Here is a 26,040-nt window from a genome sequence, read left to right as displayed (position 1 = left end):
TGGAATTATAGGGTCAAACCGGGCGACCACCAGAGGCGACAAGGGGGCACGTGAGCGAGTTGCGGTTGATGGCGGTGCACGCCCACCCCGACGACGAGTCCAGCAAGGGCGCGGCCACCCTGGCCCGCTACGCCGACGAAGGCCATCGAGTGCTGGTGGTGACGTTGACCGGTGGCGAGCGCGGCGACATCCTCAACCCGGCGATGGACCTGCCCGAGGTGCACGGACACATCGCCGAAATCCGCCGTGACGAGATGGCCAAGGCCGCCGAGATACTCGGCGTGGAGCACACCTGGCTGGGTTTCGTCGACTCCGGATTACCTCAGGGCGACCCGCCACCACCGTTGCCCGAGGGTTGTTTCGCGCTGGTGCCGTTGGAGGAGTCGGTCGAGGCGCTGGTCCGCGTGGTCCGCGAGTTCCGTCCGCACGTGATGACCACCTACGACGAGAACGGCGGCTATCCCCACCCCGATCACATTCGTTGCCATCAGGTTTCGGTCGGCGCGTTCGAGGCGGCCGGTGATTATCGTCGCTTCGAGGACGCCGGCGAACCCTGGACGGTGTCCAAGCTGTACTACAACCACGGCTTCCTGCGTGCCCGGATGCAGTTGCTGCACGACGAAGCCGTCAAGCACGGTCACGAACCCCCGTTCAAGAAGTGGCTGGAGCACTGGGACGCCAAGCACGATCCGTTCGAGTCCCGGGTGACCACGCGCGTCGAGTGTTCGGCGTATTTCAGCCAGCGCGACGACGCGCTGCGGGCGCACACCACGCAGATCGACCCCGACCACGATTTCTTTGCGGCTCCGATCGAATGGCAGCAACGGCTCTGGCCCACTGAGGAATTCGAGTTGGCGCGGTCGCGGGTTCCGGTCCGGCTGCCGGAGGACGACCTGTTCGCCGGGATCGAGAGCGACGCGTGAATCACCTGCTCCTCGCCGCCGCCGGCTGGCAAGCCGACGGCCCGCCGCACCACACCGGCCCGGATTTCGGCAAGGCCAGCCCGATCGGTCTGCTGATCGTCGTATTGCTGTTGATCAGCACGTTGTTTCTGCTGCGTTCGATGAACCGGCAGTTGAAGAAGGTGCCGGAGACGTTCGATCCCAAGCACCCCGAACCGGACCAGGCCGCTGACGAGGGCACCGACGCGGTCGACCGGGGCAACGCCCCGGATGACACGGACGGCTCGCCGCGAGCCCCGGGGCCCGGCGATGAGCCCGGCTGACCCGGCTTCGACGAATACCCTTGGGCTGGCGACCAGTCCGTATCTGCGCCAGCACGCCGACAATCCGGTGCATTGGCAGCAGTGGGGTCCCGATGCGCTGGCCGTCGCCGCCGCCCGCGACGTGCCTATCCTGCTTTCGGTCGGTTACGCCGCGTGCCACTGGTGCCACGTCATGGCCCACGAATCGTTTGAAGACGACGAAGTGGCCGCCGCGATGAACGCGGGATTCGTCTGCATCAAGGTCGACCGTGAGGAACGCCCGGACATCGACGCGGTCTACATGAACGCCACGGTCGCCCTCAACGGGCATGGCGGCTGGCCGATGACGTGCTTCCTCACTCCGGACGGTCGTCCCTTCTTCTGCGGCACCTACTATCCGAAACAAGGCTTCCTGCAACTCCTTTCGGCCGTATCCGCGACCTGGCGGGAGCGCCGTGGCGAGGTGGAAGAGGCATCCGACCATATCGCCGGCGAGCTACGCAAGATGGCGTCCGGTATTCCCGGTGGCGGCCCCTCGGTCGGGCCGGATTTGTGCGATCACGCCGTCGCCACGCTGCTGCAGGAGCGCGACGCGGTGCACGGCGGATTCGGGGGCGCGCCCAAATTCCCGCCGTCGGCGCTGCTCGAGGCCCTGCTGCGCCACTACGAGCGCACCGGCTCACCGGCGGCGCTTGCGGCGGTATCGCACACCGGCAACGCGATGGCGCGCGGTGGCATCTACGACCAACTCGGCGGCGGCTTCGCCCGTTACAGCGTCGACAACGCCTGGGTGGTACCGCATTTCGAGAAGATGCTCTACGACAACGCGCTGCTGTTGCGCGCGTACGCGCACTGGGCGCGCCGCACCGGTGACCCGCTGGCTCGCCGAGTCAGCGCCCAGACCGCCCGCTTCCTGCTCGACGATCTGGCCGACGGTGCCATGTTCACCTCGTCGCTGGACGCCGACGCGGACGGCCGCGAGGGCTCGACCTACGTCTGGACGCCGGCGCAGCTGAACGAGGTGCTAGGCCCCGACGACGGGCCGTGGGCGGCAAGCGTTTTCGCGGTCACCCCGAGCGGCACATTCGAGCACGGCGCCTCGGTGCTGCAGGCCCACGCCGACGCCGAGGATCCCCAGCGGCTGAACCGGGTGCGGTCCGCGCTGTTGGCCGCCCGGCTCACCCGAATCCAGCCCGGACGCGACGACAAGGTCGTCTCGTCATGGAACGGGCTGGCGATCACCGCGTTAGCCGAGGCCAGCGTGGCGCTCGACGAGCCCGAACTAGCCGAAGCCGCACGGCGCTGCGCGCGGGCGCTGCTGGATCTGCATGTCGTCGACGGCCGGTTGCGACGCGCCAGCCTGGGCGGCGTGGTCGGCGACAGCGTTGCCATCCTCGAGGACTACGCGATGCTGGCCACCGGGCTTCTGGCGTTGTATCAGCTGTCCGCCGAGGAGATCTGGCTGACGACGGCAACTGATCTGCTGGACACCGCGTTGGCGCACTTCGCCGATCGGGCGCAACCCGGCCGCTGGTTCGACACCGCCGACGACGCCGAGCGGTTGGTGCTCCGGCCGGCCGACCCGTTGGACGGTGCGACTCCGTCGGGGGCATCGTCGATCACCGAGGCGCTGCTGACGGCCGCGCACCTGGTCGACGGTGATCGTGCCGAGCGGTATCTGCGCGCGGTCACCGAATCGCTGGGCGCGCACTCGGTGTTGCTGGAACGCGCGCCGCGGTCGGCCGGGCATTGGCTGGCGGTCGCGGAAGCGGCGGTGCGTGGGCCGCTGCAGATCGCGGTTGCCTGCGACCCGTCGGCCTCGACGCTGTTGGCCGAGGCGCGACGGCTGGCACCGGGCGGGGCGATCGTCGTGGGCGGGGAAGTGGATTCATCGGCGCTGCTGGCCGACCGGGCCCGCGTGGGCGGCGCCGACGCCGCCTACGTGTGCCGTGGCCAGGTCTGCGATCTGCCGGTGACCGGCGCGACCGAGCTGGCTGCCGCCCTGGGTGTTGCGGGTCACTAGCGCGGGGTTACCCTGCGTCCCATGCCGAATGCCGCCAGGACCGAAGCGATCAGGAACACGGTCAACCGCTACATCGAACTGGTCGCCAAGGGCAGCGCCGACGACTTGGTCGAGTTGTACGCCGACGACGCCACCGTCGAGGATCCGGTCGGCGGCGAGGTGCACATCGGCCGGCAGGCCATCCACGGCTTCTACTCCGCGGTCAACGAGTTGCAGCGCGAATGCGAACTGGTCACGCTGCGCATCGCCGGCAACGAGGCGGCCTTCCAATTCCGGCTGACCGTCACCGCGGGCGAGCACCGCATGGTGATCGAGCCGATCGACGTCATGGTCTTCGACAGCCGCGGCAAGATCGCCTCGATGAAGGCCTACTGGTCGCCGGAGGATGACGTCACCCCGGGCTGATCGGGGTGAGGAGGCAGCCCTAGCCGCCCACCAGCCAGGCGTGGTCGCTCGTGTAGAAGACGGCGAACCACATGGCGACGTAATGCAGGATCGCCGCGATCGCGGTGAAGGCGTGGAAGAACTCGTGATAGCCGAACGTCTTCGGCCACGGGTCGGGCCAGCGCAGGCCGTAGAAGATTCCGCCGACGCTGTAGAACACGCCGCCCACCGCCAGCAGCACCATTGCGGCCACGCCGGCCTGGTGCAGGATCGTGGGGGCGAACCAGACGGCCACCCACCCCAGCAGCAGATACAGCGGCACGCCGACCCAGCGCGGCGCCGTCGGCCAGCACATCTTCAACGCGATGCCGGCGGCTGCGCCTCCCCACACGATGCACTGCACCAGAACCCCGGTGTTCTGCGGCATGACCAACCGCGCGAACGGGGTGTAGCTGCCCGCGATGAACACGAAGATCATCGAATGGTCGAGCCGCTTCATCCGGCTGCGCGCGACGTCTGACTTCCAGTGCACCCGGTGATAGGTGGCGCTGACCGCGAACATCGCCACCGTCGCCGCGGCATAGACCAGCGTCGAGTGGCCGGCGCGGGGCGAGGAGACCGCCCACGAAACCGACACCAGCGTGGCGCCGGTGATGATGGCCAGCCACGCCGAGACGAAATGGATCCAGCCGCGCATCCGGGGCTTGCCCAACACCTGGGCGGCGCCCTCGACGAACTGCTCGACGGTGTTGCCCGGGACGATCGAGTCGGGTTCGGGTTCCGGGTTAGGTGCGGTGCTGGTCTGGCTGCTCATGTCTCCTGTGTCTTGCTCTCGCAACTTGGGGTGAAGGGGAAAGCCGCCGAAGGCTGCTCAAGATCCACAGTAGCCAGGGATGGTTACGGCGCAGTCTCGACTTCTCAGACGACCGGGCCGAAATGAGAACCGGTGAATAGATCACCGCTGGCAGTAGGGTAATTGTTCGTGGAAATCATCCCGCCGCGCCTCAAAGAGCCGCTGTATCGCGTCTACGAGCTGCGGCTGCGGCAGGGCCTTGCCGCCTCAAAGTCCCAGCTGCCACGGCATATCGCCGTGCTGTGCGACGGGAACCGGCGATGGGCCAGGGACGCGGGATACGAGGACGTCAGCTACGGCTACCGGATGGGTGCGTCCAAGATCGCCGAGATGCTCCGCTGGTGTCAGGAAGCCGGTGTCGAAATGACGACGGTGTACCTGCTGTCCACGGAAAATCTGCAACGCGACCCCGACGAGCTCGCCGGGCTGATCGAGATCATCACCGACGTCGTCGAGGAAATCTGCGCACCGGCAAACCGCTGGAGCGTGCGCACGGTGGGGGATTTGGAACTGCTCGGCGACGAGCCGGCCCGCCGGTTGCGCGGGGCCGTCGAGTCCACGCCCAGCGTCGCGCCTTTCCACGTCAACGTGGCGGTCGGCTATGGCGGCCGGCAGGAGATCGTCGGCGCGGTGCGTGCGTTGCTCAACAAAGAACTCGCCAACGGCGCCACCGGCGAGGAGCTCGTCGACGCGGTGACCGTCGACGCCATTTCCGAGAACCTCTACACGTCCGGACAACCCGACCCCGACCTGGTGATACGCACGTCGGGCGAGCAGCGTCTGTCCGGGTTTCTGCTGTGGCAGAGCGCGTATTCGGAGATGTGGTTCTGCGAGACGCATTGGCCCGCGTTCCGCCGCGTCGACTTCCTGCGCGCGCTGCGCGACTACAGCCGGCGGGATCGCCGGCACGGCAAGTAACCCCCGAACGTCTTCAGAGCCCGCCCGCCTGCGTGCCACACTGAGTGCATGGCTGCGCTGTCGGCGGTGGTGTTCACGCTGAGCGCCTGGCTGGGTCTCTATCTGGCGGCCCGCGATCCGCGCAAACCCGTCCTCGCACTCACGGCGATCGGACTGTCTGGCTTCGCCCTCGTGGTGGCGCTGGATGCGGTCCGCACCGCCAGTCCTGCGCACGCGCAGGCGCTGAGCAGAGTCGAGATCTACCTGGCGACCGTCCCCGGCCTGGCCTGGTTTGCGGTGCTCGTCGAGTTGTCCCGGCCCAGCGACGGCCGGCGGGCGCGCACCGGCGAGTTGCTGCTCGTAGCCGGGGTTGCCGCGCTGACCCTGTTCGGGGCGGCGCTGGCCGGCGGCGTCGACGGGCCGCTGCGGCCGGGTCACTGGCTGATGTTCGCGGTGATCTCGGTGTCGACGCTCGGGGCGATGGCCGCCGTGCTGCGCCGGCCGCGGCGGCCGAGGCCCGCGGTGGGACTCGCCATTACCGCCACCCTGTTCTTCGCGCTGAGCAACGCGATCCTGATCATTCCGCTGGGCCTGGTGCCGAGTTGGGTTGCGCTGGCATCGACGAGTTGCGACGTTCTGGGGCTCGGGGTCGCCGTCGCCCTGTGGGACGCGTTCGACGAGGGCCACGCGTTGCGCGCCGACATGCTCCGTTCGTTCGCCGGTTCGGCGGCGGTGGCGGTGCTGTTCGGCGGGCAGGCGCTGATCGGGTTGGCGGTGACCCGCGAAGATCCCGGCGCGCGGACCGCGCTGACCGTGCTGCTGTTCACCAGCCTGGCGATCGCGATCACCGTGCAGGTGCTCGCGGATCCGCTGGCCGGCGTGCTCGACCGGCTGGCATTCTCGAAATCGCCTGCGCTGCGGGCGGATCGGGCCGCGCTGCGGCATACCGGGGCGGCGCTGCCGCTGCGCCAGGAGCATCCGCTCGCCGACGTCGATGAGGTCACCTTCGCCAGACTCACCCGGCGGGCGCTGGGCCACTACGGCGACCTGACCAAGCTGGTCGCCAGCCCGCTGACCGCGTTACCGGTGATCGATGAGCGGCTGGCCGCCCGGGGAGCCCCCGACCAACCGATCGAGCGGGCCAACGAACTCAAGGCCGTGCTGGCCGACGGCATAGCGCGCCTCAAACCGCGCGACGGCGGCGACTTCGGGACCAGCGAGGAGTGGCGCTACTACAACTCGCTGTACTTTCCCTACGTCGTCGGGGTACGCGCCTACGCGCAGAACGCCACCGCCTCGGGCCTGGATCCGACCGCTCGCCAGGCCTGGCACTGGTTCGTCACCGAGGTGCCGCAGCGTTCGCTGCACAATTGGCAGAACGCCGCGGCCCGGCTGATCGCCGCCGACCTTCGTGGCCGGGTGCCGGTTCCCAGCGAATACAACGGGTAGACGGTCGGAGCCGTCGTAGGGGCACGGTGTTGTGCGCCTGTGGCTGCTGGTGCCGCTGAGGCCTGCCGATTGGCGCGTGTCAAATATTTACCCGCCGATGGGAATAGCCGGGTGAACCACCACGTCGTTGTATCCGTGGCACTAGTTGGCAGCGTCACGAGTCGATATGGCAGTGCACTGGCGGCACCCTCAAAGCTGTTCGACCCAACCCGCCATCGCGAGGAGTAAGCAGATGAGCTCGATTACCGGCGTATCAACCATCCCGACCCGACCCCTCTACGACTCGACGGACTCGCTGTTGCGTTTTGCCGTGCGTGCCGACGCGACCCTGACCGGGATGTTCGGTCTGGTCATCGCCTTCCTCGCCGACCCGATTTCGTCGCTGACCGGCCTGACGTCCTTCCAGGAATACGGTGTGGGCGTCATCTTCGTGCTTGCCGGCCTGCTGGTGTTCAGCCTCGGGGCGCTGCCGGAACTACGCCGCGTCGGTGTCAGCGTCGTGGTAGTCAACATCGTTTTCACGCTGGCCGCGATCGTCGCCGCGGAAGCGCTGCCGCTGACCCTGACCGGCGTCGCGTTGACGCTGGCCAGCGGCGCATACACCGCGGCCTTCGCGGGGCTGCAATACCTGGGACTGCGTCGCCTAGAGGCGTGACCCGCCGGTCTGTGCGGGACGTTAAAGCTTGCGCAGCCGGAGCCGATTGATCGAGTGGTCGGCGTCTTTGCGCAGAACCAAGGTGGCGCGCGGTCGGGTGGGGAGGATGTTCTCAACCAGGTTGGGGCGGTTGATCGAGCGCCAGATTTCGCGAGCGGCGGCGACCGCCTTCGTGTCGTTCAACGCCGAGTAGTGGTGGAAGTGCGATTCGGGATCGGCGAAGGCGGTGCTGCGCATGGCCAGGAACCGCGAGATGTACCACTGCTCAATGTCTTCTATTCGGGCGTCGACGTAGACGCCGAAGTCGAACAGGTCCGACACCATCAGGGTCGGACCGGTCTGCAGAACGTTGAGGCCCTCCAGGATCAGGATGTCGGGGTGCCGGACCACGTGTTTAGCCCCGGGGATGATGTCGTATTTGAGGTGCGAATAGACGGGCGCACATGCGTAGTCCGAACCGGATTTGACCGAGGTCACAAACCGCATCAGCGCGCGGCGGTTGTAGCTTTCCGGAAACCCCTTGCGGTGCATCAGGTTCCGCCGGTCCAGCTCCGCATTCGGGTATAGGAAGCCGTCGGTGGTGACCAGGTCCACCCGGGGGTGATGATCCCAGCGCGCCAGCAGCGCCTGCAGCACGCGGGCGGTCGTCGACTTGCCGACCGCCACGCTGCCGGCCACCCCGATGATGAACGGCACCGGCCGGTCCGGGTTTTGCTGAGGTTCGCCAAGGAATTCGGCGGTGGCGGCGAACAGTCGCTGCCGCGCGGCGACCTGCAGATGAATCAGCCGGGCCAGCGGCAAATAGACCTCTTCGACTTCGAGCAAGTCGATTTGTTCGCCCAAGCCGCGCAGGCCGACGAGTTCTTCCTCGGTGAGGGCCAGCGGCGTCGACATACGAAGCGCACGCCATTGCTTTCGGTCGAACTCCACGTAAGGGCTCGGCTCGCTAAGCCGCGGCATAGTGCAAGTGTTACAGGAGCGTCGAAATGCCGAACGGCTGGGCTGGCGAAAAGTCAGCGCTGGATAGACTGGCGGCCGTGACTGCTGCACCTGATGCCCGCCCCTCGACGTCTGTGATGTCCGCGCCACTGGCCGACGTCGACCCGGATATCGCCGAACTCCTGGGCAAAGAGCTCGGCCGCCAACGCGACACGCTCGAGATGATCGCTTCGGAGAACTTCGTGCCGCGTGCGGTGCTGCAGGCGCAGGGCAGCGTGCTGACCAACAAATACGCCGAGGGATTGCCCGGTCGCCGCTACTACGGCGGCTGCGAGTACGTCGACGTCGTGGAGAACATTGCCCGGGACCGGGCCAAGGCGCTCTTCGGCGCCGACTTCGCCAACGTGCAACCGCATTCGGGTGCCCAGGCCAACGCCGCCGTGCTGCACGCGCTGATGTCGCCGGGGGAGCGGCTGCTGGGTCTGGACCTGGCCAACGGTGGTCACCTGACGCACGGCATGAAACTGAACTTCTCGGGCAAGCTCTACGAGAACGGCTTCTACGGCGTCGACCCGACGACGCATCTGGTCGACATGGACGCGGTACGCGCCCAGGCGCTCGAGTTTCGCCCGAAGGTGATCATCGCCGGCTGGTCGGCCTATCCGCGGATCCTCGACTTCGCCGCGTTCCGGTCGATCGCCGACGAGGTCGACGCCAAGCTCTGGGTGGACATGGCGCACTTCGCGGGCCTCGTCGCGGCCGGACTGCACCCGTCTCCCGTGCCGCACGCCGACATCGTCTCGACCACCGTGCACAAGACGCTCGGCGGCGGCCGCTCGGGCATGATCCTGGGCAAGCAGGAGTACGCCAAGGCCGTCAACTCTGCGGTGTTCCCGGGCCAGCAGGGCGGGCCCCTCATGCACGTCATCGCCGGCAAGGCCGTGGCATTGAAGATCGCTAGCACCGACGAATTCGTCGAGCGGCAGCAGCGCACGCTCTCCGGTGCGCGCATCCTCGCCGAGCGGCTGCTGGCCGCCGATGTCGCGAAGGCCGGCGTGTCGGTGGTCAGCGGCGGCACCGACGTGCACCTGGTGCTGGTGGACCTGCGCAACTCCCCGCTCGACGGTCAGGCCGCCGAAGACCTGCTGCACGAGGTCGGCATCACCGTCAACCGCAACGCCGTGCCCAACGACCCGCGCCCGCCGATGGTCACCTCGGGGCTGCGGATCGGGACCCCCGCGCTGGCCACGCGCGGCTTCGGTGACACCGAGTTCGGTGAGGTTGCCGACGTGATCGCCACCGCTTTGGCGGCCGGCAGTTCGGCCTCCGAACAGCAAGTGACGGGATTGCGGCAGCGTGTGACGCGGCTGGCGCAGGAGTTTCCGCTGTACGACGGCCTCGAGGACTGGGCGCTGGTCGGCCGCTGACCCGGCCGGACGGCGTGGCCGGGCGCGTCTGAGGACCAAAGTCATCAGTTGCCGCGACACGGCCGGGTCGATTTCATGAACCTGTGTACGCGGGTTACAGTTATCTCATGGCCGAAAGACCTGTCGCTAACGCGCTGACCCTGGAACTCGAGCCGGTCGTCGAAGCGAACATCGACCGCCACCTGTCCACCGAAGAAATCTGGTTCGCGCACGACTACGTGCCGTTCGAACGGGGCGAGAACTTCGCCTTCTTGGGTGGACGTGACTGGGACGCGTCGTCGATGACGCTGCCGCGGCCGTTGACCGACGCGTGCGAGATCATCCTGCTGCTCAAGGACAACCTCGCCGCGCACCACCGCGAGCTGGTCGAGCACTTCATTTTGGAGGACTACTGGGGCCGCTGGCTGGGCCGGTGGACCGCCGAGGAGCACCTGCACGCGATCGCGCTGCGTGAGTATCTGGTGGTGACCCGCGAGGTCGATCCCACCGCCAACGAAGAGGCCCGCGTCCAGTACGTCATGAAGGGCTACCGCGCCGACACCTACTCGCAGGTCGAAATATTGGTGCACATGGCGTTCGTCGAGCGCACCCACGCGGTGTTCTGCGAAAACCTTGCCGCGCAACTCGAGGAGCCCATCCTGGCCGGTCTCATCGACCGGATCGCCCGCGACGAGCGCCGCCACGAAGTCTTCTTCTCGAACCTCGTGGCGCACTGCCTCGAGTACACCCGCGACGAGACCATCGCGGCGATCGCGGCCCGGGCAGCCGACCTGGACGTGCCCGGCGCCGACATCGATGCGTATGTGGACAAGGTGCAGAACGTCGAAAAGGCAGGCGTTTTCGGTCCGGAGCAGCTGCGTCAGGCCATCTCCGACCGCATCGCAGCATGGGGGCTCGCGGACGAGCCCCAACTGCGGCAATTCGTCGTCGGCTGAGCCGACCCGCGCGCACCTCTCGATATGGGCCGCCCACCGAAGGTGGTCTCGGCTCGCCACGTCGGCGCGCCTGCACAGCGGGCGCGCGGCCACGGGGGTAGCGTCGTTCTCGATGGTCAGCGTCATGCTCTGCTGCCAGGGCGGCACCTCCCGTCACCACAACGGAAGGACCGGCCCCGGTCCTGGTGCTGCGGTTCCCGTCGACATGCCTGTGCGGGTCCGCGCGGGCTCATCCCGCTCGAGGAGCGCTACGTGACCGATATCCGGACCTACGTGATCGACACTTCCGTGCTGCTGTCCGACCCCTGGGCGTGCAGCCGGTTCGCCGAACACGAGGTGGTTGTTCCGTTGGTGGTGATCAGCGAGCTGGAGGCCAAACGCCACCACCACGAGCTGGGCTGGTTCGCCCGCCAGGCGTTGCGGCTGTTCGACGACCTTCGGCTGATGCACGGGCGGCTGGATCAGCCCATTCCCGTTGGGGCGCAGGGCGGTTCGCTGCACGTCGAGCTCAACCACACCGACCCGTCGGTGCTGCCGGCCGGTTTCCGCAGTGACAGCAACGACTCGCGCATCCTGAGCTGCGCCGCCAACCTGGCGGCCGAAGGCAAGCGAGTTACGTTGGTCAGCAAGGACATTCCGCTTCGAGTTAAAGCCGCCGCGGTGGGACTGGCCGCCGACGAATACCACGCGCAGGACGTGGTCGCGTCCGGCTGGTCGGGGATGCGCGAGATCGAGACCGCCACCGAGGACATCGACGCCCTGTTCACCGATGGCGAGATCGATCTGATGGAAGCGCGAGACCTGCCCTGCCACACCGGTGTTCGGCTGCTCGGCGGTAGTTCTCATGCGCTGGGCCGGGTCAACGCGGACAAACGCGTCCAGCTGGTGCGCGGCGACCGCGAGGCGTTCGGGCTGCGCGGGCGGTCCGCCGAACAGCGAGTGGCGCTCGACCTGCTGCTCGACGAGTCGGTGGGCATCGTGTCGCTGGGCGGCAAGGCCGGTACGGGCAAGTCGGCGCTCGCGTTGTGCGCCGGCCTGGAGGCGGTGCTGGAGCGGCGCACCCAACGCAAGGTCGTCGTCTTCCGGCCGCTCTATGCCGTCGGCGGACAAGAGCTGGGCTATCTGCCGGGCAGCGAAAGCGAGAAGATGGGCCCGTGGGCGCAGGCCGTCTTCGACACCCTCGAGGGTCTGGCCAGCCCGGCGGTGCTGGAGGAAGTGCTCTCCCGCGGCATGCTCGAGGTGCTGCCGCTGACCCACATCCGGGGCCGGTCGCTGCACGACTCGTTCGTCATCGTCGATGAAGCGCAGTCTCTGGAGCGCAACGTCCTGCTGACCGTGCTGTCGCGGCTGGGCACCGGATCGCGGGTGGTGCTGACACATGACATCGCGCAGCGCGACAACTTGCGGGTGGGCCGCCACGACGGGGTAGCGGCGGTGATCGAGAAACTCAAGGGCCACCCGCTGTTCGCCCACATCACCCTGTTGCGCAGCGAGCGATCGCCGATTGCCGCCCTGGTCACCGAGATGCTCGAGGAGATCGCCGGCCCGCAGTGAGACGCCTGACCAGCGCGCTCGACCCCGGGTAAGGCCCTCTTCGATAAACTTCCACGGTGGCGAAACGACCCGACACCCAAGCCTGGCGCTACTGGCGCACGGTTGTCGGCGTGGCGGCCGCCGTCGCGGTGCTGGTGATCGGCGGGCTTACGGGCCACGTGACGCGAGCCGACGACCTCAGCTGCTCGGTCACCAAGTGCGTCGCATTGACCTTCGACGACGGGCCGGGGCCGTTCGATGAACGACTGCTGCAAATTTTGAAGCAGAACGACGCGAAGGCCACCTTCTTCCTGATCGGCAACAAGGTGGCCGCCAATCCGGCGGGCGCCAAGCGCATTGCCGACGCGGGGATGGAAATCGGCAGCCACACCTGGGAACACCCCAACATGACCATGATCCCGCGCGAAGACATCGCCGCCCAGTTCTCCAAGGCCAACGACGCGATCACCGCCGCGACCGGACGCACCCCGAACCTGTACCGCCCGGCCGGGGGACTGTCCGACCCCGTGGTGCGCCAGACCGCCGGCCAGTTCGGGCTGGCCGAAATCCTCTGGGATGTCATACCTTTCGACTGGGCGAACGACTCGAACACGGCGGCCACGCGCTACATGTTGATGACCTACATCAAGCCGGGCTCGGTGGTGTTGTTCCATAACACGTACTCGAGCACTGTCGACCTGGTGTACCAGTTCATTCCGGTGCTCAAGGCCAACGGCTACCGGTTGGTGACGGTCAGCGACCTGCTCGGGAACCGCGCCCCCGGCAGCAGTTATGGCAGCCGGGAGAACGGTCCGCCCGTCAACGGACTGCACGACATCCCACCCGGCGACATCCCCACGCTGCCCAACACTCCCTCGCCGAAACCAATGCCGAATTTCCCGATCACCGACATCCCCGGGCAAAACTCCGGAGGGCCGAACAACGGTGCGTAGCGCAAATTTCGGATCACACGCGGCTACCTTCGTATGATCACCGCGGGCTGGCTCCGGGATCGGATTCCGCCGTCATGGCATGGCGCGGCCCGGCAGCACGCCAAAGGACAACCAAAGTCTTTTCGGCGGTGGTTGTTTCAGTACGGGTTCGACCTGAGCCTGTCGTACGTTCTGGCAGTCGCCGAAGCGGCCGCCATCCTCATTCCCTTGCGGGGCCACACTTCCGTCGGCGCCAACGCCGACTTCGCACGGCAGAACACCGCGCCGGTGGTGCTGCTGATCGTTCTCAGCATCATCGGTGTCGCTGTGGCCGGTGCCGTGAGCCTGGCCCCCACCGTGCGATGGTACGTGGCGGGCGACGAGCCCACTGCACAACAACGCGAAGCCGTGATGAAGCTGGCCGGGCGCCAGTCGGCGATCCTGGTGACGGCCTGGGTATGCAGCGGCGGCATCTTCATCTTGTTGAATCTGTCTGGCGGGCCACAACTTCTGCTGCCCATCCTGCTCGGTGTGCTGCTCGGCGGATCGGCCGCCGCCGGCACCGGGATGCTGCTCGCGCAACGCACCCTGCGGCCCATCATGCGCGCCGCCACGCTGGGGGCCGAGCCTCGGCTGGCGGTGCCCAGCGTGTATGCCCGGCTGGTCCTGTTGTGGTTTCTGTGTAGCGCATTTCCCATCGCGGTCATTGCGACGCTGGTCGTTCTGCGTTCATACGGCTGGCTGATCGAAAAGTCCGCGTCGCTGGACGTGCCGATTCTGGTGGTGTCGCTGGCGGCGCTGGTGTTGGGACTGCCCATGATGATTCTGACGTCGCGCTCCATCTCGGATCCGGTCGGCGAGGTCGTCGACGCGATGGCCGAGGTCGAGCACGGCCGCATGGACACGTACGTCGGCGCCTACGAACGTTCCCAGATCGGGCGACTGCAAACGGGATTCAACCGAATGGTGACCGGGCTCGCTGAGCGGGACCGGCTACGGGACCTGTTCGGGCGCCACGTCGGGGCCGACGTCGCGCAGCGCGCCCTCGACGAGGGCGCGTCCCTGTCGGGAGACGTGGTGGGAGCGGCCGTACTCTTCATCGACCTGGTGGAATCGACTCGGCTCGCGGAAAGCCGCCCCCCGCAAGAGGTCGCGGAGGTGCTCAACGACTTCTTCCGGATCGTCGTGAACGCCGTCGACGACCACCATGGGCTGGTCAACAAATTCGCCGGCGATGCCGCGCTGGCAGTCTTCGGTGCGCCGTTGCCGGCCAGCGAGCCGGCATCGTCGGCATTGGCGACCGCCCGCGCGCTGGGCTCCCAACTGCGGCGGCTGCCAGTCGATTTCGGCATCGGCGTCTCAGCGGGGCGGGTGTTCGCCGGCAACATCGGCGCCGAAAACCGCTACGAATACACCGTTATCGGTGACGCCGTCAACGAAGCCGCGCGGCTGGCCGACCTCGCCAAAACCTCCGACCGGCGGATCCTGTGCTCGGCGGGTGCCATCGATGCCGCGGACGAGGCCGAGCGTGCGCAGTGGGCCGAATGCTATTCCACGGTACTGCGCGGGCGATCCGAGGCCACCCAGGTCTCGGCGCCGACGGGCTCGGCCAGGTAGCCGGGCCCACCGGCGTCAGGACTTGGAGACCTTCAACGCGGCAATAATTTTGCCGACGAGATCCGCCGACGCGGTGTCACCGATGGGTGTGCTGCCGATGAAGACGGTGACCGGCTTGGTGTCGACGGCGATGATGGTGACGGAGTCGCCCTTGACGTTGCGGCTGGGGTCGGCGATGGTGACGTCGGCGTCGACGCGGGCGGCCTTGGTGCCGTCGACGGTGATCGATGAGGACTTCGTCGGCCCGAGGGTGGGCTGCGCGTTCGCGTAGCCGGGGCCGGCAACGATGCACTGCATCAACTTCGTTGCCTGGGCCGTAAGGTCCATGCTGGGAACGAAATTGGTGACGGCGACCTCCGCGGTCATCATCCACTGGTTGGCCCCCGGAACATCCTGGGCGACGCCCAACCCGCCGATCAGGTTCGGGCCCTGGTCGTCGGAGTACACCGTCCACCCGCCCGGCGCCGCGCTGGCCGGGAACGAAAGCTTGCCTGCGGCAATCGAGTCGGTCCGGGGCATCTCACCACCGGACACGTTCGGGGTGCAATCGGTCGCGTTCTGCGCCGAGTTCTTCGGCTGTGAGACCGAGGTGCTCGTTGTCGAGGGCGCGGTGGCCGGTTTGTTGTCATGACCGCCTCGCATCACCAACAGCGTCACCACCAGCGCGATAACCGCCAGCACGACCAAAGCGGCGAGGATCAGCCACGGCAGCTTCGAGCCGGAACCACCAGGCGGCGGTCCCGGCGGGTAGGGCCCGCCCGGGCCGCCGGGCGGAAAGGGCTGTCCGGGTTGGGGATACTGCTGGTTCGGGTAGGGGGTACCACCGGGCGGAGGGTACGGGTAGGCGCCACCCGGTGGGTACGCGTACGGGCCACCCTGCGGGTAGGGACCGGGACCGCCCGACGGGTAGGGACCGGGGCCGCCGGGCGGGTAGGGACCGGGCCCGCCGGGCGGGTAGGGACCGGGCCCGCCCTGCGGCTGACTACCCCAATTCGGGTCCTGCCCATAGGGGTTGCTTCCGTAGGGTCCCTGGCCGTAGGGACCGCCGGGAGGAGCCGTCATGGAATACCACCCTTACTCTCATCGACCACAGCCGTCACCCCCTGACGGCCGGTTCAGTCTTGGGGCTTGACCTTGGCCATCGCCAGCACGTCGAGCCGCCGGTCGAGTTCGTCGATCGACAACTTGTCGCCGATCAGGCCGCGATCGATCACGGTCTGACGAATCGTCTTGCGCTCCTTGAGCGCTTGTTTGGCCACCGCGGCGGCCTCCTCGTAACCGATGGCCGAGTTCAGCGGCGTCACGATGGACGGCGACGACTCGGCCAGCTCGCGCAGGTGTTCCACATTCGCGGCCAGTCCCGTGATGCAGCGCTCGGCGAACAGCCTCGACACATTGGTCAGCAGCTTGAAGGACTCGAGGATGTTGCGGGCCATCATCGGGATGTAGACGTTGAGCTCGAACGCGCCGTTGCCACCGCCCCACGCGACCGCGGCGTCATTGCCGATCACCTGCGCGGCGACCTGCGTAACGGCCTCGGGCAGAACGGGGTTCACCTTGCCGGGCATGATCGAGCTGCCCGGCTGCAGGTCGGGCAGCTGGATCTCGGCCAGGCCGGTCAGCGGGCCCGACCCCATCCAGCGGACGTCGTTGGCGATCTTGGTCAGCGACACCGCGACGGTGCGCAGCGCGCCGGAAGCCTCGACCAGCCCGTCGCGCGCCGCCTGCGCCTCGAATGAATTTGCCGCCGTCCGTAATTCACTCAGGCCGGTGGAGGTGATCAGCGTTTCGACCACCTTCGCGCCGAAACCGTCCGGGGCGTTCAAACCGGTACCGACCGCGGTGCCGCCGATCGCCAGTTCGCCAAGCCGCGGCAGGGTCGCGCGGACTCGTTCGATACCCGCCTCGATCTGGCGGGCGTAGCCGCTGAATTCCTGACCGAGCGTCACCGGGACGGCATCCATCAGGTGGGTGCGGCCCGACTTGACCACGGTGTGCCACTCGCGGGCCTTGCCGGCCAGGGCGTCGTGCAGCACCTCGAGCGCCGGGATGAGATGGCGTACGGCGGCCTCGGTGGCCGCGATGTGGGTCGCGGTGGGGAAGGTGTCGTTCGACGACTGCGACATGTTGACGTCGTCGTTGGGGTGCACGGTCACACCGTTGGCGGCCGCGATGCTGGCGATCACCTCATTGGTGTTCATGTTCGAGCTGGTGCCCGAACCGGTCTGGAAGACATCGATGGGGAATTGGTCGTCGTGCTGCCCGTCGGCGATCTCGGCCGCCGCGGCGATGATCGCATCGGCCTTCTCGGGAGCCAGCAACCCCAGGTCCTTGTTGACCTGCGCGCAAGCGCCCTTCAGCAGGCCCAACGCGCGGATCTGGGTGCGCTCCAGGCCGCGGCCCGAGATCGGAAAGTTCTCGACCGCGCGCTGAGTCTGGGCACGCCACAACGCTTTTGCGGGTACGCGGACCTCGCCCATGGTGTCGTGCTCGATGCGGTATTCGGTGTCTTCAGAACTGTTCGAGGCCATTGACTGGCGTCCTCGCTCTCGGTGGTCAGGGCAGGGGATAGGCGGCGGAGGTATCGCCGGTGAAGTCGATGGCGGAGTATTCGTTGAGTTTCGAAAGCCGGTGGTAGGCCTCGATCATCCGGACGGTTCCGGACTTCGACCGCATGACGATCGACTGCGTGGTGCAGCCGCCGGGGAAGTACTGCACGCCCTTGAGCAGGTCGCCGTTGGTGACCCCGGTGGCACAGAAGAACACGTTGTCACCGGACACCAGGTCCTCGGTGGTCAGCACCTGGTCGAGGTCGTAGCCGGCGTCAACGGCCTTCCGGCGTTCCTCGTCGTCCGTGGGGGCCAGCTGCGCCTGGATGGCGCCGCCCATGCAGCGGATCGCGGCGGCGGCGATGATGCCCTCGGGTGTGCCGCCGATCCCGGCCAGCATGTCGGTGCCCGAGTGCGGACGGCAGGCCGAGATGGCACCGGCGACGTCGCCGTCGGTGATCAGGCGGATCCGCGCTCCGGTGGTACGCACGTCCTCGATCAGCTTGGCGTGCCGCGGCCGGTCCAGGATGCACACGGTCATGTCGCGCACCGACAGCGCCTTGACCTTGGCGACGGCCTTGATGTTCTCGGAGATCGGGGCGGTGATGTCGAGCACATGCGCGGCCTCCGGCCCGACGGCGATCTTGTTCATGTAGAACACCGCCGACGGGTCGAACATCGCGCCGCGGTCGGCTACCGCCAGCACCGAGATGGCGTTGGGCATGCCCTTGCTCATCAGCGTGGTGCCATCGATCGGGTCCACGGCGAAATCGCACTCGGCGCCGTCGCCGTTGCCGACCTCCTCGCCGTTGTAGAGCATCGGAGCGTGGTCCTTCTCGCCCTCGCCGATGACGACGACGCCGCGCATCGACACCGTGTTGACCAGCTCGCGCATCGCGTCGACGGCCGCCCCGTCGCCGCCCTCTTTGTCGCCACGTCCGACCCAGCGACCTGCGGCCATGGCACCGGCCTCGGTGACCCGTACCAGTTCTAGAGCAAGGTTGCGGTCCGGAGCCTCACCGCGCGGTCGACCCTGCGCCGGGGCCCGGCTTGAGGTGGCGGTCGAGCGGTCGCCCTCAACTGTCATGGTTGTCGATTGTCCCAGAAGCGGATCGGTCCGCTGGAACTGGGATACTTGGGGGATGACGGAGGAGCCGCCGCTGAATGCCCAGCTTGATGGGAATGTGGGCGGTGCGCCGTCTCCGCAAGCTGGACCGGCGCCCAGGCCGGCGAAACCCCGGCTGTTGCAGGACGGCCGCGACATGTTCTGGTCCCTGATTCCGCTGGTCATCGGGTGCGTTGTGCTCGCAGGCATGCTGGGCATGTGCTCGCTTCAGCTCGGCAGCCACCAAGGTCCCGTCCCGTCCTATGACGCGGGCGCGGCCCTGCGCGCCGACGCAGCCGCTCTGGGCTTTCCCATCCGCCAACCGCGGCTTCCCGGCGGCTGGCAGGCCAACTCCGGCCACCGCGGCGGCATCCAGGGCGGACGGACCGACCCGGCGAGCGGTCAGCGGGTGAACGCGCCCCTCTCAGTCGTCGGTTACATCAGCCCGACGGGGATGTATCTGAGCCTGACGCAGAGCAACGCCGACGAGGACAAGCTCGTCAATTCGATTCATCCCTCGGCCTACCCGACGGGAGCGGTCGATGTCGACGGAACCAGCTGGGTGGTCTACCAAGGTTCCGGCCAAGACGGCGCCGACGCCGAGCCGGTATGGACGACCCGACTCAGCGCCCCGGGTGGTGCCACCCAAATTGCGATAACCGGCGCCGGAAACACCGATCAGTTCCGTACGCTGGCGTCGGCGACGCAATCGCAACCGCCTTTGCCGAGCCGCTAGCTCACCCGCGCGAGCAAAGGGATCCTGTCAACGTGACTGCACCAGAGGCTGATCTGTCCGGATGGTCGGCGGCACCGTTCAGCGGTGGCGGATACACCCACGACGTCTACCGCAAGGGCAGCGGCCCCGGCGTGGTGCTGATTCCCGAGATTCCCGGAATCCACCCCGGCGTGCTCGCCCTGGGTAATCACTTGGTAGACAACGGCTTCACGGTCGCAATGCCATCGTTATTCGGCGAGCCGGGCAAGGCGAAGACGGCCGGCTACATCATGGGCTCCCTCGCACGAGTCTGTGTGGCAAGGGAATTCGCCGCGCTTGCCCTGAACAAGCAGCGGCCGGTGTCGCTCTTCCTGCGTGCGCTGGCCCGCGATCTCAACGCATCGACGCCGGGCAGGGGTGTCGGCGTGATCGGCCAGTGCTTCACCGGAGGGTTCGCACTGGCCGCCGCGGTCGATGACAGCGTGCTGGCGCCGGTGCTTTCGCAGCCGTCGGTTCCGTTCCCGCTGGGTGCCGCGCGGCGCCGCGACCCCGGACTGAGCGAATCGGAGCTGGCCACCGTGGCCGGCCGGTGCACCAACGACGGCCTGTGCGCCATGGGCCTGCGGTTCAGCGAGGACAAAACGGCGCCCCGCGAGCGGTTCATCACACTCAAGGAGCGCCTCGGCGATGCCTTCGAGGTGATCGACATCGATTCGGGCCCCGGCAATCAGCACGGCTTCGGCAAGATGGCGCACTCGGTGCTCACCGACGAGGTCCGCGAAGTCGACGGCCACCCCGCCTACGAGGCCCGTAAGCGAGTGGTCGAGTTCCTCACGCAACGCCTTTTCTAGGTCTTTCAGGAGATTCTGCACGCGCATGGCAACCGACGACCTCGTGATCGAAACCCGCTATGGCCCGGTCCGGGGCGTCGAAGAGGCCGGCGTCAAGGCGTGGAAGGGCGTTCGTTATGCGGCCGCGCCCGTCGGCGAGCTGCGTTTCCGGGCGCCCCAACCGCCCGCGCGCTGTACCGAGGTCGCCGACGCCACCGCGTACGGGCCAGCCTGCCCACAACCGGTATTTCCCAACCTGCCATTGGATTTGGGCGCGCCGCAGGGCGAAGATTGCCTGCGGCTCAACGTCTGGGCGTCGTCTGACATCGGGCCGGGTGACGCGAAACCGGTGATGGTGTGGGTGCATGGCGGCGCCTACGTCCTGGGGGCGAGCAGCCAGACGCTCTATGACGGCCGCAGACTGGTCAGCCACGGCGACGTCGTCGTGGTGACGGTCAACTATCGGCTCGGGGTTCTTGGCTTTCTCGACCTGTCATCGTTCGACAGCGTAGGCAGGCGCTTCGACTCGAACGTGGGCCTGCGTGACGTGCTGGCGGCGCTGGAGTGGGTGCGCGACAACATCGCGGCCTTCGGCGGCGATCCGCAGCGGGTCACGCTGTTCGGCGAGTCCGCCGGGGCCGGCATCGTCACCACGCTGCTGGCCAGCCCCGCCGCCGAAGGTCTGTTCGCCAGGGCCATCGCGCAGAGTTCGCCGGCCACATCGGTGTACGACCGCGAACGTGCGGGACGGGTGGCCCAGGCCTTCCTCGGCCGGCTCGGGCTCACCCCGTCGGAATCCCAACGCTTGGTTGATGTCCCGATGAGGTCGATTCTTGCCGCGTCGCAGCTGGTGTTCGACGAAGTGCCCGTGCGCAACCCGGGAACGCTGGCGTTCGTTCCGATCGTCGACGGTGACGTTCTGACCGACTACCCGGTCAAGCTCGCCCAAGCAGGCCGCTCACTTCCGGTGCCGCTGATCATCGGCACGAACAAGCACGAGGCGATGCTGTTCCGGTTGCTGAGGTCGCCGCTGATGCCGATCACCCCGAGGGCGATCACGTCGTTGTTCGATCAGATTGCCGCCGAACAACCCGATCTGCAGCTGCCCACCGAGGAGGAGATCGTCTCGACGTATTCGGGATTGCGGCGCAGAGCACGGAGTTTGAGCATCGCGACGGACGTCGGCTTCCGGATGCCGTCGGTGTGGCTCGCCGAGGGGCACGCCCAGGTTGCGCCGGTGCATCTGTACCGGTTCGACTACGCCACCCCATTGCTGAAGCTGACGATGGTCGGGGCCGCACATGCCACCGAATTGCCTTACGTCTGGGGCAATCTCGGTGCGCCCAAGGATCCCACGCTGATGCTGGGCGGCGCCAAGTCCGCCAAGGCGGTGTCCAAGAGGGTGCGGACTCGATGGGTCAACTTCGCGGCGCACGGCGCGCCGGCCGGCCCCACCGGCGAGCCGGAATGGACGCCGTACACGGACGAGCGTTCCTGCCTGATCATCGATCGCCGAGATGCTCTCGCGCACGATGTCGACGCCAACATCCGCGCGGCCTGGGGCAGCGAGATGGTGAGCTTTCGCTAGGCGATCGGTTCTACTGCCGTCCGCCGGCCGAAGCGGTGGAAGCCTTGCCCGCCAAGGCTTCCCGCTTCATCTCGTCGAACATCTCGACGTAGTACGACAGGCATTCCGACAGCGCCTGTTCGGTATTGAACAGCGGCCGGTACCCCAGGTCGCGGGACGCCTTCGCGATCGAGAAGAAGTTGTCCAGATACAGCCGCTCGACGGCCAGCGGCTCGAGTAGCGGTGCCGGTATCCCGAACCGGAAATGCAGCCGCTGCCAACCCGTCATCGCCGCTCGCACGATGGGGCCGTTCACCCGCACCCGCGGCCACTTCTCGCCGCAGGCCTCGACCACCGGTCTGGCGAACTCGAACATGTTGATCGGCTCGTCATCGTTGATGAAGTATGCCTGGCCGGGCGCGGTGCCGCCCGGCGTCAGGTGTTGCGCCGCCAGGATGAAACCGTGAATCAGGTTGTGCACGTAAGAGTTATCCAACCGGGCGGACTTGCGTCCGATCAGCACTTTGACGTGGCCCGCGATTACGCTTTCGAACAGCTTGCGGAACATCGTTTGATCGCCGCGGCCCCAGATGCCACTAGGCCGAATCGCGCATGTCAACAGGCCGTCAACACCGTTCTGGCCCAGGACGAATCGCTCGGCGATGACTTTGGTCTCGGTGTACAGGTCGTTGAACCGGTTGGTGTAGGGCAGCGTCTCGTCGCCCCCGGCGATGTTCTGGCCGCCCATGACGACGCTGTTGGACGAGGTGTAGACGAAGCGCTGCACACCCGCGGCCTGCCCGGCGCGGACCAGGTTTTCAGTGCCCCCGACGTTGACCCCGAAGCTGCGCTGGCGGTACTCGTCGGTCACCGACGCGCCGCCCATCAGGTCGATGATCGCCGCGGTGTGGAAGACGGTGTCTATGCCGTCGACCGCTTGGGCGCACACGGCCGTGTCGGTGATGTCGCCCTGCAGGACGTGAAGCTGCGGATGTGGTGGCAGCGGAGACGGCGCACGATCAAAGGAGCGGACCTCGTGTCCGCGCTCGAGCAAGGTGGACACCAGGTTGGCGCCGACGAATCCGGAGCCTCCGGTGACCAGGACGCGGCCGAGTTCGGCCGTCAGCGATGCATCACCCATGGCCGAAAGCATAACTGAAACGTGTTCCAGTTTGGAAAAGAATTTTCAATCAAGCCCTCCGGCGTCCCGAATTCAGGCGTCGTCGGCGTCCCCCGCCGCCAGTGCGTCTTCGATTCTCTTGCGAGCGCCAGCTAAGTGCTCTTCACAGCGTTTAGCCAGCTTTTCGCCTCTTTCCCACAACTTCAGCGACTCATCCAAGTCCAAGCCCCCCTGCTCCAGCACGCGGACGACTTCGATCAGTTCGTCCCGGCACGCTTCGTAAGCCAGGTGACTAATAGGCGTAATGGATTCGCCCTCTTCGGGGTCGTCGGAGTCCGCCGCGCCGCTGGCTTTACGCGCCATCGCTGGCTCCCTCGCTCACCGCGGCCAAGGCACCGTCGGCCACCCGCACGCGCAGCCGCGTGCCCACCGGCGCGTCGTCGACCGAACGGAGCACGCGGTTCGTCGCCCCGATGGCTTGCACGACGGCGTAGCCGCGAGCCAGGGTGGCCGCCGGCCCCAACGTCGCCAACCGGGCGCTCAGGTGGCCGACACGTTCGGCCTCGGTGGCGGCCAGCCGGGTGATGTCGCGGCGAATCGCCGAACGGGCGCGGTGGACCTCGTCGGCGCGCGCCGTCAACGCCGCCAGCGGCTCCGCCAGCACCGGGCGGCTGCGTATCTGGGCCAGCGCCCGCTGCTCGCGGGACACCCAGCTGCGCAGCGCCTGCGCGCTGCGCCGGCGCAGGTCATCGAGCAGCCGTTGCTCGGCGGCGGTGTCGGGCACCACCTTCTTCGCCGCGTCGGTGGGAGTGGCCGCGCGTAGATCGGCGACCAGGTCACACAGCGGATTGTCGGGCTCGTGGCCGACCGCGCTGATCACCGGGGTGCGGCACGCCGCGATGGCGCGGCACAGCGTCTCGTCGGAGAACGGCAGCAGGTCCTCGACGCTGCCGCCGCCGCGGGCGAGCACGATGACGTCCACCTCGGCGTCGCGGTCGAGTTCGCCCAGCGCCTCGACGATCTGGGCGACGGCGTTGGGTCCCTGCACGGCGGTGTTGCGCACCGCGAAGCGAACCCCGGGCCAGCGCGCGGCCGCCACGGTTGTCACGTCGCGTTCCGCGGCGCTGGCCCGGCCGGTGATCAAGCCGATCACGTTGGGTAAGAATGGGATTGGTCGCTTGAGCCGGGGATCGAAAAGCCCCTCGGCGTCCAGCAGCCTACGCAGCCGATCGATACGGGCCAGTAGCTCGCCCACGCCGACCGCACGAATCTCGGTGAGCCGCAACGAGAATGTGCCCCGGCCCGTGTAAAACGACGGCTTGCCGCGGACCACCACCTGGGTGCCTTCGGCCAGTTTCACCGGCGCGCCGAGCACCAGGTCGCGCGGGCACGTGACGGTAAGCGACATGTCGGCGGCCGGGTCGCGCAGGACCATGAACACGGTTTTGGAGTCCTGACGCATCGAGATCTGGGCGAGCTGGCCCTCGACCCAGACGGTGCCCAGCTTGTCGATCCAGCCCGCGACGCGGATGGCCACCGCGCGCACCGGAAAGGGATTCTCGGCGGAGTTGGGTTCGGAGGTAACGGCCGGGGTCACTTCGCGTTCGCGCGGGTGATCCTGTTGGCAAGCAGCGTCTGAAATGGGGCGCGGCCCTTGGTGGCCTGTTCGTAGGCCAGTAGGGCTTCGAGGTCGTCCACACTCAGCGATTGCAGGCGGGCCCGCAGCTGCGCCAGCGTCAGCGACGAGTAGTCCAGCTCGGCGACCACCTCGGGTTGCGGAACCGAGGCGTTGGCGGCCGGGATCTTCGACTGGCGGGCGGACTTGGTCAGGGCGCTGGCGTCTTCGTGCGCGTCGGCCACCGAGTAGAGCGCGAACCGGCCCTCGGCCCTGCGCTCGCCCTCGCCGCCGTCCTGCGCCGGGCTGTAGGCACTGTCGATGGCGTCGTTCGCGTCCTCGTCGAAGGTCGCCCATTCCGGCTTCTCGTCCCTGGGCGGGAAGATCGATTCGAGGGTGCTGTCGCCCTTGATCGCCAGCTCGGCGAGGTTCTGCTGAAAGCGCATCACGATGTGCGCCGCCTGGCTGGCCAGTGTCATCGGGTACATCAGGATGGTTTTCGGCAGCCTGATGGTCTCCTCGACAGCGAGCGTTGCCGCGCCGACCAGCAGCCGAACTCCATACGGTGCAGTGCCCATGGGTCCAAGATTGCCCTAAGCGGCGGATAACTCCAAGCCCACCGGCACGAGCTGGCAACCCCGTGTCGGCAGTCAGTACCCTGGACGACATGCCGCCGACTATCGACATGGGGATTCCCGGCCGTGTGGGAGGACCAGCGCGATCGGTAGCCAGCGACCCAGCCCGTAGGCGAGTGCTCCTGGCCGAACCGCGTGGGTACTGCGCGGGCGTGGACAGGGCCGTGGAGACCGTGGAACGCGCACTGGAAAAGCACGGCCCGCCGGTCTACGTGCGTCACGAGATCGTGCACAACCGCCACGTCGTCACCACCCTGGAGAAGGCCGGTGCCGTGTTCGTCGAGGAGACCGACGAGGTTCCCGAGGGCGCCATCGTGGTGTTCTCCGCGCACGGTGTCGCCCCCACGGTGCACGCGGCGGCCGCCGACCGGAACCTGCACACCATCGACGCGACCTGCCCTTTGGTGACCAAGGTGCACAACGAGGCCAGGCGGTTCGCGCGCAACGACTACGACATCCTGCTCATCGGCCATGAGGGCCACGAGGAGGTCGTCGGTACCGCCGGGGAGGCCCCCGACCACGTGCAGCTGGTCGACGGGGTCGCCGCCGTGGACAACGTGACGGTGCGCGACGAGAACAAGGTGGTGTGGCTGTCGCAGACGACGCTGTCGGTCGACGAGACCATGGAGATCGTCGAGCGGCTGCGGCAACGGTTCCCGAAGCTACAGGACCCGCCCAGCGACGACATTTGCTACGCGACCCAGAACCGGCAGGTCGCGGTCAAGGCGATGGCACCCGAATGTGAGCTGGTGATCGTGGTCGGGTCGCGCAACTCATCGAATTCGGTGCGGCTGGTCGAGGTGGCGCTGGGTGGCGGGGCCGCCGCCGCGCACCTCGTCGACTGGGCCGACGACGTTGACCCCGCGTGGCTGGAAGGCGTCACCACCGTAGGCGTCACCTCGGGGGCGTCGGTCCCCGAAGTCCTGGTGGAGGGCGTGCTGGCGCGGCTCGCCGAGTGCGGCTTCGGCGTGGTGCAGCCGGTCACGACCGCTCAGGAGACCCTGGTGTTCGCGCTGCCGCGCGAGATCCGGTCCGTTCGCTGAGGCGCGCTGCGCC

The 26,040-nt window shown here is 67.6% G+C and carries 25 protein-coding genes; 16 read left to right on the top strand and 9 right to left on the bottom strand.

The window, feature by feature from the left end; all coding sequences use genetic code 11:
• Nucleotides 1-50: 50 nt before the first annotated feature.
• From mca to AC5Y4H_RS18830, 4 genes are read left to right on the top strand one after another with little or no spacing between them, the layout of a single operon-like run.
• Complete coding sequence (mca, locus tag AC5Y4H_RS18845; RefSeq protein ID WP_499983952.1) at nucleotides 51-923, top strand: mycothiol conjugate amidase Mca; 873 nt, start codon at nucleotides 51-53, stop codon at nucleotides 921-923.
• Nucleotides 920-1,225 carry a hypothetical protein gene (locus tag AC5Y4H_RS18840; RefSeq protein WP_499983949.1) on the top strand — a complete coding sequence of 102 codons (306 nt, stop codon included), beginning with the start codon at nucleotides 920-922 and terminating at the stop codon, nucleotides 1,223-1,225. The genes mca and AC5Y4H_RS18840 overlap by 4 nt, the downstream gene beginning before the upstream one ends.
• A complete protein-coding gene (locus AC5Y4H_RS18835) occupies nucleotides 1,212-3,227 on the top strand; it encodes a thioredoxin domain-containing protein (protein ID WP_499983947.1) in 2,016 nt (671 codons plus the stop codon). Before AC5Y4H_RS18840 ends, AC5Y4H_RS18835 begins: the two co-directional genes overlap by 14 nt.
• Nucleotides 3,228-3,248: 21 nt before the next feature.
• Nucleotides 3,249-3,632 (top strand): nuclear transport factor 2 family protein, encoded by a 384-nt coding sequence (locus AC5Y4H_RS18830; protein WP_499983946.1) that lies wholly within the window; start codon nucleotides 3,249-3,251, stop codon nucleotides 3,630-3,632.
• 19 nt (nucleotides 3,633-3,651) lie between these two features.
• On the opposite strand, the gene trhA is transcribed toward AC5Y4H_RS18830, so the two are convergent.
• On the bottom strand, nucleotides 3,652-4,425 hold the full coding sequence (gene trhA, locus AC5Y4H_RS18825) for a PAQR family membrane homeostasis protein TrhA (protein ID WP_499983945.1): 774 nt from the start codon (nucleotides 4,423-4,425) through the stop codon (nucleotides 3,652-3,654).
• A 168-nt stretch (nucleotides 4,426-4,593) separates the two neighbouring features.
• On the opposite strand from trhA, the gene AC5Y4H_RS18820 reads away from it, so the two are divergent.
• From AC5Y4H_RS18820 to AC5Y4H_RS18810, 3 genes are all read left to right on the top strand, one after another.
• Nucleotides 4,594-5,382 (top strand): (2Z,6E)-farnesyl diphosphate synthase, encoded by a 789-nt coding sequence (locus AC5Y4H_RS18820; RefSeq protein WP_459972257.1) that lies wholly within the window; start codon nucleotides 4,594-4,596, stop codon nucleotides 5,380-5,382.
• A gap of 48 nt (nucleotides 5,383-5,430) precedes the next feature.
• Nucleotides 5,431-6,810: a hypothetical protein gene (locus tag AC5Y4H_RS18815; RefSeq protein WP_499983944.1), complete on the top strand. Its 1,380-nt coding sequence runs from the start codon at nucleotides 5,431-5,433 to the stop codon at nucleotides 6,808-6,810.
• Between the two features lie 232 nt (nucleotides 6,811-7,042).
• A complete protein-coding gene (locus tag AC5Y4H_RS18810; RefSeq protein WP_499983942.1) occupies nucleotides 7,043-7,465 on the top strand; it encodes a hypothetical protein in 423 nt (140 codons plus the stop codon).
• Nucleotides 7,466-7,486: 21 nt separating this feature from the next.
• Here AC5Y4H_RS18810 and coaA read toward each other — a convergent pair whose 3' ends face one another.
• A complete protein-coding gene (coaA, locus tag AC5Y4H_RS18805; protein ID WP_499983939.1) occupies nucleotides 7,487-8,425 on the bottom strand; it encodes a type I pantothenate kinase in 939 nt (312 codons plus the stop codon).
• Between the two features lie 116 nt (nucleotides 8,426-8,541).
• Between coaA and glyA the strand changes: the two genes are divergently transcribed.
• The 5 genes from glyA to AC5Y4H_RS18780 all read left to right on the top strand — a co-directional run bounded on the left by glyA (nucleotide 8,542) and on the right by AC5Y4H_RS18780 (nucleotide 14,848).
• Nucleotides 8,542-9,831: a serine hydroxymethyltransferase gene (gene glyA / locus AC5Y4H_RS18800; protein WP_499984001.1), complete on the top strand. Its 1,290-nt coding sequence runs from the start codon at nucleotides 8,542-8,544 to the stop codon at nucleotides 9,829-9,831.
• A gap of 107 nt (nucleotides 9,832-9,938) precedes the next feature.
• A complete protein-coding gene (locus tag AC5Y4H_RS18795) occupies nucleotides 9,939-10,766 on the top strand; it encodes an acyl-ACP desaturase (RefSeq protein WP_499983937.1) in 828 nt (275 codons plus the stop codon).
• A gap of 252 nt (nucleotides 10,767-11,018) precedes the next feature.
• A complete protein-coding gene (phoH2, locus tag AC5Y4H_RS18790) occupies nucleotides 11,019-12,320 on the top strand; it encodes an RNA 5'-3' helicase PhoH2 (protein WP_499983935.1) in 1,302 nt (433 codons plus the stop codon).
• A 56-nt stretch (nucleotides 12,321-12,376) separates the two neighbouring features.
• The gene (locus tag AC5Y4H_RS18785; protein WP_499983932.1) at nucleotides 12,377-13,252 is read left to right on the top strand and encodes a polysaccharide deacetylase family protein; all 876 of its coding nucleotides are present in this window, start codon (nucleotides 12,377-12,379) and stop codon (nucleotides 13,250-13,252) included.
• Nucleotides 13,253-13,405: 153 nt separating this feature from the next.
• Nucleotides 13,406-14,848: an adenylate/guanylate cyclase domain-containing protein gene (locus AC5Y4H_RS18780; protein ID WP_499983999.1), complete on the top strand. Its 1,443-nt coding sequence runs from the start codon at nucleotides 13,406-13,408 to the stop codon at nucleotides 14,846-14,848.
• Nucleotides 14,849-14,863: 15 nt separating this feature from the next.
• Here the strand turns inward: AC5Y4H_RS18780 and AC5Y4H_RS18775 are convergent, their stop codons facing one another.
• From AC5Y4H_RS18775 to glpX, 3 genes are read right to left on the bottom strand one after another with little or no spacing between them, the layout of a single operon-like run.
• Nucleotides 14,864-15,910, bottom strand: a complete 1,047-nt coding sequence (locus AC5Y4H_RS18775; RefSeq protein WP_499983930.1) for a hypothetical protein — start codon at nucleotides 15,908-15,910, stop codon at nucleotides 14,864-14,866.
• A gap of 53 nt (nucleotides 15,911-15,963) precedes the next feature.
• Nucleotides 15,964-17,379, bottom strand: a complete 1,416-nt coding sequence (locus AC5Y4H_RS18770; RefSeq protein WP_499983929.1) for a class II fumarate hydratase — start codon at nucleotides 17,377-17,379, stop codon at nucleotides 15,964-15,966.
• Between the two features lie 25 nt (nucleotides 17,380-17,404).
• A complete protein-coding gene (glpX, locus tag AC5Y4H_RS18765; RefSeq protein WP_499983928.1) occupies nucleotides 17,405-18,484 on the bottom strand; it encodes a class II fructose-bisphosphatase in 1,080 nt (359 codons plus the stop codon).
• Nucleotides 18,485-18,539: 55 nt separating this feature from the next.
• Here glpX and AC5Y4H_RS18760 point away from each other — a divergent pair, with 55 nt between their 5' ends.
• From AC5Y4H_RS18760 to AC5Y4H_RS18750, 3 genes are read left to right on the top strand one after another with little or no spacing between them, the layout of a single operon-like run.
• Nucleotides 18,540-19,238, top strand: coding sequence for a DUF4245 domain-containing protein (locus AC5Y4H_RS18760; RefSeq protein ID WP_499983926.1), 699 nt, complete (start codon nucleotides 18,540-18,542; stop codon nucleotides 19,236-19,238).
• Nucleotides 19,239-19,270: 32 nt separating this feature from the next.
• Nucleotides 19,271-20,068 carry a dienelactone hydrolase family protein gene (locus AC5Y4H_RS18755; protein WP_499983925.1) on the top strand — a complete coding sequence of 266 codons (798 nt, stop codon included), beginning with the start codon at nucleotides 19,271-19,273 and terminating at the stop codon, nucleotides 20,066-20,068.
• Nucleotides 20,069-20,093: 25 nt separating this feature from the next.
• Nucleotides 20,094-21,635: a carboxylesterase/lipase family protein gene (locus tag AC5Y4H_RS18750; RefSeq protein ID WP_499983924.1), complete on the top strand. Its 1,542-nt coding sequence runs from the start codon at nucleotides 20,094-20,096 to the stop codon at nucleotides 21,633-21,635.
• A gap of 10 nt (nucleotides 21,636-21,645) precedes the next feature.
• Here AC5Y4H_RS18750 and AC5Y4H_RS18745 read toward each other — a convergent pair whose 3' ends face one another.
• The 4 genes from AC5Y4H_RS18745 to AC5Y4H_RS18730 are packed head-to-tail and all read right to left on the bottom strand — an operon-like array spanning nucleotide 21,646 to nucleotide 24,927.
• Entirely contained in the window at nucleotides 21,646-22,767 is a 1,122-nt protein-coding gene (locus AC5Y4H_RS18745; protein WP_499983922.1) for a 3-beta-hydroxysteroid dehydrogenase, read from the bottom strand.
• Nucleotides 22,768-22,827: 60 nt separating this feature from the next.
• Nucleotides 22,828-23,097, bottom strand: a complete 270-nt coding sequence (locus AC5Y4H_RS18740; RefSeq protein ID WP_499983921.1) for an exodeoxyribonuclease VII small subunit — start codon at nucleotides 23,095-23,097, stop codon at nucleotides 22,828-22,830.
• The gene (gene xseA / locus AC5Y4H_RS18735) at nucleotides 23,087-24,331 is read right to left on the bottom strand and encodes an exodeoxyribonuclease VII large subunit (RefSeq protein ID WP_499983919.1); all 1,245 of its coding nucleotides are present in this window, start codon (nucleotides 24,329-24,331) and stop codon (nucleotides 23,087-23,089) included. The genes AC5Y4H_RS18740 and xseA overlap by 11 nt, the downstream gene beginning before the upstream one ends.
• Nucleotides 24,328-24,927 (bottom strand): lipid droplet-associated protein, encoded by a 600-nt coding sequence (locus tag AC5Y4H_RS18730; RefSeq protein WP_499983918.1) that lies wholly within the window; start codon nucleotides 24,925-24,927, stop codon nucleotides 24,328-24,330. Before AC5Y4H_RS18730 ends, xseA begins: the two co-directional genes overlap by 4 nt.
• An 89-nt stretch (nucleotides 24,928-25,016) precedes the next feature.
• Here AC5Y4H_RS18730 and AC5Y4H_RS18725 point away from each other — a divergent pair, with 89 nt between their 5' ends.
• Nucleotides 25,017-26,027 carry a 4-hydroxy-3-methylbut-2-enyl diphosphate reductase gene (locus AC5Y4H_RS18725; protein WP_499983916.1) on the top strand — a complete coding sequence of 337 codons (1,011 nt, stop codon included), beginning with the start codon at nucleotides 25,017-25,019 and terminating at the stop codon, nucleotides 26,025-26,027.
• Nucleotides 26,028-26,040: the final 13 nt, after the last annotated feature.

Source organism: Mycobacterium sp. NGS58 (assembly GCF_059812385.1).
Note: the sequence above shows the minus strand (reverse complement) of the source record. Positions and strands in the feature narration are given on the sequence as shown.